The following is a 9,287-nucleotide window of genomic DNA, read 5'->3' as shown; positions in this document are numbered from 1 at the left end:
ATTTCACAACATGGTTTTGCAGACCAATGGCCAACCGTTTGTCGTGACATTGTGATGAAATAAAGAGCTATGCTACAGTATGGCTTGAAATAGAGACTATACTCCAAAATTATGGGGTTGAACCGCTATCAAAGTTTGCTGGGAACGCTGGAGGGGGTCTTTCAGCAGCTGCGCTATGGCGGCGTAGTCGAAAAAGAACAGCTGAACGTGTTGGCGGAAGAGACAATGGTTGTGTTGCACCAACCCGATATTTTTTCGCTTTTAAGCATGTCTGGTCAGGGGCGGGAGTCGTTCTTGCATCATAGTTTGAATGTAGGTCTTTTGTGCGGCTTGCTGGCGTTGTGGCAAAATTATGATGAAACTATGGTGCGGGATGCTGTAACGGCGGGGCTGCTCCATGATATGGGAAAAAGTCGGGTGCCGGAATATATCCTGGAGAAAGAAGATGTGCTTTTGGCGCATGAACAGCATGTGATGCATTGCCATCCGTTTCATAGTTATCAGCTGTTATTGGGAGTGAGCGTGCCGGATCGGGTCTGCCGGGCGGCGCTACACCATCATGAGCGTTTGGATGGCAGTGGCTACCCGGAAGGCTTGAAAGGCGATGAAATTTCACCCTTGGCGCAGTTGGTAGCTATTGCTGATGTGTATGATGCCATGGTTTCGCCGCGGCCATATCGTGAGGCGCATTCGCCGCTGGAAGCGTTGGAAGAATTGCTGCAGGGCATGTTTGAACGTTTTAATCCAGCTATTTGCATGAAATTGGCGGATCGTCTTAAAGATTTGCTTTTAGGGGCGACCATTGTGCTGGATGACGGTAGGGAAGGCGTGATTCGCCAATTTCCACATTCGTTGAGCCCGCGTCCGTTGCTTGAATTGCCAGAAGGGGTATATCTGGATCTGGATCGGGAGCCGGAATTAGGGGTGGCGGCTATTCGCGGTTTGCAAGGAACCTGGGGCAGCCGGGATAGAGTGGAAAGCTGAGAGTGTTAAGAAGTGGTTTTCACTTTGTCTTGACAACGCGGTGAGACTGTGATATTTTGTAATCAATGTTTAAGTTGACTGATCAGAAATACTGAAGGTCAGAAAAGCGCTGCTTTTCTGACCTTTTTTGCACGGAGGATGCTATGCCGATTAAAATACCCAATCGCCTGCCGGCGCGTAGCGTGCTGGAAAGCGAAAATATTTTCATCATGGATGAGGACCGGGCGTACTCGCAGGATATTCGTCCCTTGAAGCTGCTGCTGCTCAATTTGATGCCGACAAAAATCGTTACGGAAACGCAGTTGCTGCGCCTGTTAGGGAATACGCCGCTGCAGGTGGAAATTGACTTGCTGTACACGGCATCCTATGAGCCGAGTAATACGTCGCAAGAGCATTTGGTGAAATTCTACGAGACCTTCCAGGATGTGAAGAATCGTAAATATGACGGCATGATTATTACCGGCGCCCCGGTGGAACAGATGCCTTTTGAGGAAGTGGCATATTGGCCGGAGTTATGCGAGATCATGGAATGGTCAAAGACTCATGTATATTCGACCATGCATATTTGTTGGGGAGCCCAGGCGGGGCTGTACTATCACTATGGCGTGCCGAAGGTGGATTTGCCGGCGAAGATGTTCGGCGTCTTTCCGCATCGCTGCGTGGCTACCGAGAGAGAACCGTTGTTGCGCGGTTTAGACGATATTTTTTATGTGCCCCATTCGCGGCATACCGATATTTGTAGGCAATCGCTGGAACAGGTGCGAGAGCTCCGCATTCTGGCGGAATCGACGGAGTCTGGCGTCTATCTCGTGGCAGATGCCACGGGCCGGCAGATTTTTTTGACGGGCCATGTGGAATACGACGCGCTGACCCTGCATAAGGAGTATGAGCGCGATATTGCCAAAGGACTGGATATTGCAGTGCCCCGCAATTATTATCCCCAGGACGATCCGGCGCAAAAGCCGCTGGTTACCTGGCGCAGCGCGGCGCATTTGCTTTTCGCCAACTGGCTTAACTACTATATGTACCAAGATACGCCGTATGATTTAGAAACATTGTAGTGAGATTAGTAATGCAAAGGAGTGTTGTTGAATGAGTTTGCCAACAGATTTACGGCCAGATACGTTGATGGTTCATGGAGGACAGGAGCCGGATCCAGCCACCGGTTCGCGGGCGGTGCCGATTTATCAGACGACAGCCTATGCATTCCGTGATAGTGAGCATGCAGCTAATTTGTTCGGCTTGAAGGAGTCCGGCAATATTTATACGCGCATTATGAATCCGACAACCGATGTTTTTGAAAAACGGGTGGCGATTCTGGAAGGAGGCGCGGCGGCTGTTGCGTTTGCTTCCGGCCATGCGGCTATTAGCAGCGCCATCTTTAACATTGTCCAAGCAGGAGACGACATTGTCAGTTCGGCTAGCTTGTATGGCGGCACGCACAATATGTTTGCCCATACGCTGCCTAAATTGGGCATAACTGTAAGTTTTGTCGATCCCAGCGATCCGGAAAATTTCCGCAAAGCCATTGGACCTAATACCAAAGCCATCTATGCGGAGACCATCGGCAATCCGCAGATTAACGTTCTGGATATTGAAGCGGTAGCGGCCATTGCCCATGAAAACGGCATTCCGCTGATTGTAGATAATACCTTTGCTCCGTACTTGCTGCAGCCTATCCGCTTTGGCGCGGACATTGTCATTCATTCGGCTACCAAGTTTATCGGCGGGCATGGCACATCCATGGGCGGCATTGTTGTCGACAGCGGTAAATTCAACTGGGATAACGGTAAGTTTCCCAATTTGAGCGAACCCGATCCTAGCTATAACGGACTGAGCTATACCAAAGATCTTGGGGCTTTGGCCTATATCCTGCGTTTGCGCGTGCAGATTCTGCGTGACTTGGGCGCTACGGTCAGCCCGTTCAACAGCTTCTTGTTCCTGCAAGGTCTGGAAACCATCCATCTGCGTTTGCGCCGTCATGCGGACAATGCGCTGCAAGTGGCGCAATACCTGGCCAAACATCCGCAGGTTTCCTGGGTCAATTACCCAGGACTGCCAGGTGACTCACAGCATGAATTGGCGAAAAAATACCTGCCCAAAGGAGCGGGCGCGATCCTGACCTTTGGCATCAAAGGCGGCTTGAAGGAAGGCAAAGCGTTCATTGACTCGCTGCAGCTTTTCTCCTTGCTGGCCAATGTGGGCGACGCCAAATCGTTGGTTATCCATCCGGCCAGCACGACTCATTCGCAGCTAAACGCTGCAGAACGTGCTGCTGCCGGAGCGCCGGATGACATGATTCGCCTTTCTATCGGTATTGAAGACGTAGAAGATCTTTTGACAGATTTGGAACGCGGCTTTGCCGCTGCCCAGCAGTAAACGATAGCGTAACGTGAATTTGTAATACAAGAGAATAAACGGCTGATCCGAAAGCGGAAGGCCGGCAAACAGAGCGCGGAGGCGCCTGTTTGCCGGCCTTTTCTTTATCTTAATTTTCTAGTGCCAAGAAAAAAGGAGGAGATGGTATGTCGGTAATGATTGTAGGCGCTGACCATTTGGGAAATATGCGTAAGAATTTGGAAGACTATGGAATTAAAGAGGTTGAGCATATTTGCGGCCGCAAAACAGCGGACCGCAAGCGTTTTGAGATTTCGCGCGGCACCTCTTTGGTTGTGGTGCTGGTGGATTTTGTTAATCACGGTACAGCCAAACACATTAAAGAACAAGCGAAAAGCCAGGGAATTCGTACCGTTTTCGCGCAGCGATCCTGGTGTTCTCTGCAGCAGCAGCTGGAGCGTATTGGTCTGAATGTGTAATTCCTTTATTTAGCGTGCTTGAAGGGCCTGGCGTAAATCCTGCAGCAAGTCGTCTGGATTTTCTAAGCCTACAGACAGACGAACCAGGGAATCCGCAATGCCTAATTTTTGCCGTTCAACTGCGGGAATGGCAGCATGAGACATGGTGGCCGGATGAGAAAGGATGCTTTCTACACCGCCAAGACTGACAGCAACGGCTGGCAACTTTACTTGGGCTAAGAGGCGTTGCGTTAGCTTGAAGTTTACCAAGTCGAAAGAAAGCACGGCGCCAGGGCCGTCGGCTTGTCCTTCATGAATGCTGCGGCCGGGATGATCGGTTAAACCGGGGTAGTAGACGGCTTTTATTTCCGACCAGCCTTGCAGTTCAGCAGCGATATAAGCGGCCGATTTTTGCGCTGCTTCCAGACGAACTTGCAGCGTGCGCAGGCCGCGCAAGGTCAGCCAACTGTCCTGCGGCCCCAGCACAGCGCCTAGGCCGTTTTGCAAAAGGTAGACATCTTTGGCCAACGCCTTGTCTTTGACAATGACCAGTCCGGCGATGACATCACTGTGTCCAGCGATAAACTTGGTGGCCGAGTGCACAACAATATCGGCGCCTAACTCTAATGGTCGCTGCAGGAAAGGGGTCATAAAGGTGTTGTCGACAATGACCAGCAGCTCATGCTTTTTCGCCCAGGCGCAAGCCGCTTTTAGGTCGGTAACTGCCAGCAGCGGATTGGACGGGGTTTCTAAATAAAGAGCTTTGGTAGTGGGGCGCAAAGACGCTTCCAACTGCGCTTGGTCATTAGGGTCAATGAAGGAATGCTCAATGCCCCAGCGTGGGCAGAGACGGGTCAACACGCGATGCGTGCCGCCGTAGATATCTCTGGCGGCCAAGATGTGATCGCCTTGAGAAAAGAGCAGCAGAGAGGCGCTAACGGCGGCGATGCCGGAGGCGAAAGCAAAAGCTTGGCTGCCTCCTTCTAGGTCTGCGGCTACCGTTTCCAGCGCCTGCCTTGTAGGATTGCCGCTGCGGGAGTATTCAAAGGGCGCATTTTCTTCATAACGTTGGTCAAAGGTGGAAGTTTGAAATACAGGGACGCTGCTGGCCCCTAGGCGTTCGTTAGCCGGCAGGCCGGGAGCCAGCAGGCGGGTAGCAAAATCATGCATATATAAGTCCTCCTTGAAGGCGACGTTGCTTTACTCGCATCTCACGCTAAACGGGTTCTTTTTCCGCCGGACATCGTCAGAAAGCCTCGGTATAGCGCCGCTATGCCTGTGCTTTCTTTCTCGTCTGGCGAAAAAACTCCTTAGTTTAGCGGAGTGCTCATGAAAGCAGCGGCTCCTTTGTTTTATTTTATAGTGTTTTCGTAACCCTCTATCGTACCCTCAGTTACTTTGATTCTCTTTTTCGTTCTCTGTATTCTTCAGCCTAAAGCCTGATCCAGGTCTGCGATGAGGTCGTCGGCGTCTTCAATGCCGACGGATAGACGCAGCAGGCAGTCAGAGATGCCAAGGCGTTCACGGTCGGCGGCGGGAATGTCCGCGTGGGTTTGCACGGCGGGGAAAGTAATCAGCGTTTCAACGCCTCCCAAGCTTTCGGCAAATTGGATGAGCTGGACTTTAGCCAATACCTGGGGTACCAAAGCCGGGTCATTTACTTCAAAAGACACCATGCCGCCGTAGCCGCTGGCTTGGCTTTCATGAATCGTATGGCCGTTGTGCAGCGGCAGTCCGGGATAGAATACGCGGCTGACTTTTGGGTGTTCTAGCAGCCACCGAGAAATAGACAGCGCATTAGCGTTGTGCTTTTCCATGCGCAGCGCCAGAGTTTTCAAGCTGCGGATGAGCAGCCAACTGTCGCTGGGGCTGAGAATAGCGCCGGTAGCATTTTGCAGAAACTTTACTTTTTCGGCCAATTCCGGTTCTTTAGCGACGATGACGCCGCAAAGCAAATCGTTGTGTCCTGCAAGATACTTGGTGCCGCTATGTACGACAAGGTCGGCGCCAAGCTCTAAGGGGCGCTGGAAGTACGGCGTCAAAAACGTATTATCTACAATAAGATGGAGATTATTGCTGCGACAAAACGAAGCCAAGGCCCGCAAATCCACAATGCGCAGGAGGGGGTTTGTGGGGGTTTCAATGAAGACGGCTTTAGTTTCCGGGCGCAAGGCTTGTCCGATGGCATCGAGGGTGGTCGCGTCGACATAGGAAGCAGTCAGGCCAAAGCGCGACAGCACTTGTTCAAAAAGGCGATAAGTGCCGCCGTAACAGTCTTCGACGACAATCAAATGGTCGCCTTGCTGATACAGCATTAAAAGTGTAGTGATAGCCGCCAGACCGGAAGAAAACGCACAGGCGCCGGCGCCTCCTTCAAGGCGGGCCAGTCCTTCTTCGAGAGCTTGCCTTGTAGGATTGCCGCTGCGGGTGTAATCATAGCCGGTGCTTTCTCCCAAAGCAGGGTGGCGGAAGGATGCGGTTTGGTAAATCGGGGTGCTCAACGAGCCGGTGCGAGGATCGGCTTTGCAGCCGATTTGAACAAGCTGTGAAGAAATATGCATGATAGTCACTCCTTGCTATACTATTTTTTTTCTATTACACGTTTCGTAAAGCTGACAATACTGCCGCCGCGGATGACAATAACAATTTCTTCTTCCTGCGAGGTCGGCTCACAGGGAGGCTTTGGCGTGCTTGGATTCATGAAGGTCACCTCCGGAAAATAAAAAAACAGGCCCCAAGACGAACGGGCCTGCCGTACGTCTCTCATCTTTCAGGCGCATTGCCTGCTGGAATTGGCACCACTGCAGTTTCCTGCCGGTTGCCGGGCGTCATTGGGCCAGTCCCTCAGCCTCTCTTGATAAGAGAACTTACATATGAAGTTAAAAAGTATGGCTTTTATTAGGTTAGGCTTGTTGGAAGAAACGAGCTGTCGCCGCTGCGGCTAGTGCAGGTAACAACCGAACCGTCACTTAAAAACACCAACACCTGCTCTTCCTGACCATGGGCTTGTTCGGGTGAAAAAATAAATTCCTTTTGTTCCATGACGGCACCTCCTGTCAACTTCCGCAAAATAAAAAATCCTCTTCTCTAGAGAGAAAAGGGGTGCAAACAAATGCCCTCCTCTTATCTCCCAGGCGGCTAGCCTGCTGGAATTGGCACCACTGCAGTTTCCTGCCGGTTGCCGGGCGTCATCGGGCCAGTCCCTCAGCCTCTCTTGATAAGCGGTAAAACAACTATTTAATTTATAAAGAGAATACCATGGGTTTATGCAGGAGTCAAGAGTGAAAAAGTTATTTTGAAACAAAAATGTATAATTCAAAGGACGAAATACCGACAAATGTCCGAAAACCGACATTGAGTTCTTGGCGTGTTCACCTTAAAATAAAAGATGTGTTTTTGAGAGCGACTAAAATGCGTCAAAGTAATAAAAAAGGAGCAAAGAATATGAGGAAGTTGCTGAACCGGCTGCGGTTTCGCAGCAAGTTTACTCTGCTGATGGTTTTAGTATTGCTGCCTGTGGCAATGCTGGCTTATTTTCTAGTGCAGGAAATTGATAAAAATCTTGATTTTTCCGCGCAGGAACAAGGCGGGGCGGAATATTGCCAGACGGCGGTACAATTATTGGTGGAACTGGAAGGGGCCAATGATGCTTCTAAAGTACAGTCTTTGTTTGGAAAAATGCTGGTCGTGGATGGCCGTTTAGGTAAAGACTTTAAGACTGAGCTGCCTTTGCAGGAATTGAAAAACGCATTAGACTTAAAGCGCGGCCATGAATCAGGACGCGCCATGGTTAAACTAATCGCTCAAGTGGGGGATGGGTCTAACTTGATTTTGGATCCGGACCTGGACAGTTATTATACGATGGATACGGTTATTACGAAGCTGCCAACCTTACTTGTACGTAAAACCGATCTATTGTTGCAACTGCAAAAATTAGAGCAAACGCGGCAAATTACAGTGGAAGAACGTATTGAACTCGCTATGACGTTAGGAAATATCCAAAATCTTTCTGAGACTATGCGAGGCGGCTTGCAAGTGGCGTTTCGGGAAAATGCGCTGACACGTCAAACTCTGGAAGAGAAGCTTTTGGTGCAGCAGCAAAAGGAGAAACAGCTTTTAGACCGGTTGAATGCCCTCTTGGCTAAAGGAGAACTGCAAAACGTTCCTGAGGGGGATTTTGCGGCGCTGCGTCAGGCGGCGACGGCGGCCAAGGCGGCGGACGCAGCCTTGTTGCTCCAAGCCAACAGCGAATTGCTGCGGTTGCTGGACGTACGCATGGACACCATGAGCAGTCATAAGTATAGCGTGCTTTTGTCAGCACTCATCTTATTGGTACTGGCAGCGCTGATGATTGGACTGGTCTATCGTTCATTAGCCTTCGGTTTGGAACGGCTGGCGACGGCTTCTGACGAATTGCAGTCAGGAAATTTGACAGCCCGAGCCGGCATGGAGGGCCAGGACGAACTGGCCAAAGTTGGCATGGCGTTTGACGAGATGGTAATGTCACTGCAGGAAATGGTGGTTCGTACGCAGTCTGCAGGAGAACGGCTAAATCGGGCGGCGGTAACGGTACGGTGTATTGCAGAGGGAAATCAGGAAACGTCTCAGGATATTGAACTATTTTCGTCTCGCTTGGCGGCGGTGACTAAGGAAGAAGGGCGCTCCATCCAGCAAATTGGCGGCAGTCTCCAGGAAATCAGCGCCGAAGTGCAGCAGATCGACGCTATGTCTGTGGAAACAGGGGAAGCTACGCAGCATGTGAGGGAACGGGCGCATACGGGTCAGTCTATTCTTAAGCAGGTTGTAGAAAATATTGACTTGGTTCAGGAAAAAGCCGGGCAGACAGAGCGTTCTACAGGGGAGCTGGTGCAGACGCTGCAGATGATCAACCAAGCGGTGCAGACCATCAGCTCCATTGCCAATCAGACCAATTTGTTGGCCCTCAATGCTTCCATCGAATCAGCTCGGGCTGGCGAGGCCGGGCGGGGCTTTGCCGTGGTAGCGGAAGAAGTGCGGAAATTGGCGGAACAGACAAAAGGTTTTTCTGAGTCCATTATTCGCCAGCTGGCGGAAGCGGCGGAACATGCGCAACAGATGCAAGCTGCAGTGCATGGTGTGAACGCTGATATTTATCAAGGGGTTGATTTGTCCAAAGAAGCGCAAAGTGAGTTTGCTCGTATTGTAGAAAGGCTGGATCGAGTATCTGGCGCGGTACAGCAAATGGCTTCTTCTGTAGGGACGGTCAACCGGTCAGTGCAACAGATTTCCTTGGCGGCGGAAGAATTATCCGCTTCGTCAGAAGGTACAGAGGAGGATGTGGTACGTGTAGCGGGACAAGTGCAACAGCAAGTTGCAACTGCTAACGAATTAGTGACAGAAGCCGACGAAATGGCTCGTCTTTCTGAGCGGCTCACAAGTCGCCTGGCGACCTTCCAGACATCTTGAGACGTAAGTTGAAAAACCGGAGCAGCGCAATTGGTTTGCGTTGCTCCGGTTTTTCTTGCTATA

The 9,287-nt window shown here is 50.9% G+C and carries 8 protein-coding genes and 2 riboswitches; of the genes, 5 read left to right on the top strand and 3 right to left on the bottom strand.

Annotation, left to right across the window (positions count from 1 at the left end; all coding sequences use genetic code 11):
* Positions 1 to 117: 117 nt before the first annotated feature.
* The 4 genes from PHF27_RS11840 (at position 118) to PHF27_RS11825 (ending at position 3,800) form a co-directional block, all read left to right on the top strand.
* On the top strand, positions 118 to 984 hold the full coding sequence (locus tag PHF27_RS11840; protein WP_300070295.1) for an HD-GYP domain-containing protein: 867 nt from the start codon (positions 118 to 120) through the stop codon (positions 982 to 984).
* Positions 985 to 1,127: 143 nt separating this feature from the next.
* Entirely contained in the window at positions 1,128 to 2,045 is a 918-nt protein-coding gene (gene metA / locus PHF27_RS11835; protein WP_300070292.1) for a homoserine O-succinyltransferase, read from the top strand.
* Positions 2,046 to 2,076: 31 nt separating this feature from the next.
* Positions 2,077 to 3,363 carry an O-acetylhomoserine aminocarboxypropyltransferase/cysteine synthase gene (locus PHF27_RS11830; protein ID WP_300070289.1) on the top strand — a complete coding sequence of 429 codons (1,287 nt, stop codon included), beginning with the start codon at positions 2,077 to 2,079 and terminating at the stop codon, positions 3,361 to 3,363.
* 146 nt (positions 3,364 to 3,509) lie between these two features.
* Entirely contained in the window at positions 3,510 to 3,800 is a 291-nt protein-coding gene (locus PHF27_RS11825) for a DUF2325 domain-containing protein (protein WP_300070286.1), read from the top strand.
* A gap of 9 nt (positions 3,801 to 3,809) precedes the next feature.
* Here the strand turns inward: PHF27_RS11825 and PHF27_RS11820 are convergent, their stop codons facing one another.
* The 3 genes from PHF27_RS11820 to PHF27_RS11810 form a co-directional block, all read right to left on the bottom strand.
* Complete coding sequence (locus tag PHF27_RS11820; protein WP_300070283.1) at positions 3,810 to 4,949, bottom strand: PLP-dependent transferase; 1,140 nt, start codon at positions 4,947 to 4,949, stop codon at positions 3,810 to 3,812.
* 257 nt (positions 4,950 to 5,206) lie between these two features.
* On the bottom strand, positions 5,207 to 6,340 hold the full coding sequence (locus PHF27_RS11815; protein WP_300070280.1) for a PLP-dependent aspartate aminotransferase family protein: 1,134 nt from the start codon (positions 6,338 to 6,340) through the stop codon (positions 5,207 to 5,209).
* A gap of 199 nt (positions 6,341 to 6,539) precedes the next feature.
* Positions 6,540 to 6,643: riboswitch (SAM riboswitch) on the bottom strand.
* 34 nt (positions 6,644 to 6,677) lie between these two features.
* Positions 6,678 to 6,821 (bottom strand): hypothetical protein, encoded by a 144-nt coding sequence (locus tag PHF27_RS11810; protein ID WP_300070277.1) that lies wholly within the window; start codon positions 6,819 to 6,821, stop codon positions 6,678 to 6,680.
* 78 nt (positions 6,822 to 6,899) lie between these two features.
* Positions 6,900 to 7,003: riboswitch (SAM riboswitch) on the bottom strand.
* Between the two features lie 220 nt (positions 7,004 to 7,223).
* Between PHF27_RS11810 and PHF27_RS11805 the strand changes: the two genes are divergently transcribed.
* On the top strand, positions 7,224 to 9,224 hold the full coding sequence (locus tag PHF27_RS11805) for a methyl-accepting chemotaxis protein (protein WP_300070274.1): 2,001 nt from the start codon (positions 7,224 to 7,226) through the stop codon (positions 9,222 to 9,224).
* Positions 9,225 to 9,287 lie beyond the last annotated feature (63 nt).

The sequence above is a fragment of the Anaeromusa sp. genome (assembly GCF_028691475.1).
Lineage (GTDB): Bacteria > Bacillota > Negativicutes > Anaeromusales > Anaeromusaceae > Anaeromusa.
The sequence above is the reverse complement of the archived record's forward strand: the minus strand, read 5'-3'. Positions and strand labels throughout refer to the sequence as shown.